The sequence below is a fragment of the Microvirga pakistanensis genome, from assembly GCF_004458765.1.
Classification (GTDB): domain Bacteria; phylum Pseudomonadota; class Alphaproteobacteria; order Rhizobiales; family Beijerinckiaceae; genus Microvirga; species Microvirga pakistanensis.
In genome coordinates this window covers 1-223 of record NZ_SPJX01000591.1, presented here as the reverse complement: position 1 = coordinate 223, position 223 = coordinate 1, and the positions used below count along the sequence as shown (strand labels likewise).

General features: G+C 69.5%; 1 protein-coding gene. It reads right to left on the bottom strand.

The annotated features are described in order from the left end of the window. On the bottom strand, positions 1-223 hold a 223-nt coding region (locus E4K09_RS24000), incomplete at both ends, for a glycoside hydrolase family 3 N-terminal domain-containing protein (RefSeq protein ID WP_134500186.1).

Genomic DNA, 223 nt, shown 5'->3' with positions numbered 1-223 from the left:
GTCGAGGGTTCGCCGTTGAGCGCGTTGAAGGCTGCCATGAAGCTCGCCGAGCCGGCTTCGGCGGCGGCCCGGAAGGGAGGCAGGTAGGTATCGTGCATCTCCGCACGGGGACTGTAGGTGGTGTCGTAGTCGCGACCGCCCTGCGGCGCGCCATAGCCGGCGAAATGCTTCGTGGCGGCGGCAAGGCCGCCCTTGCGGAAGCCTTCCACGCGAGCGGCCGTCA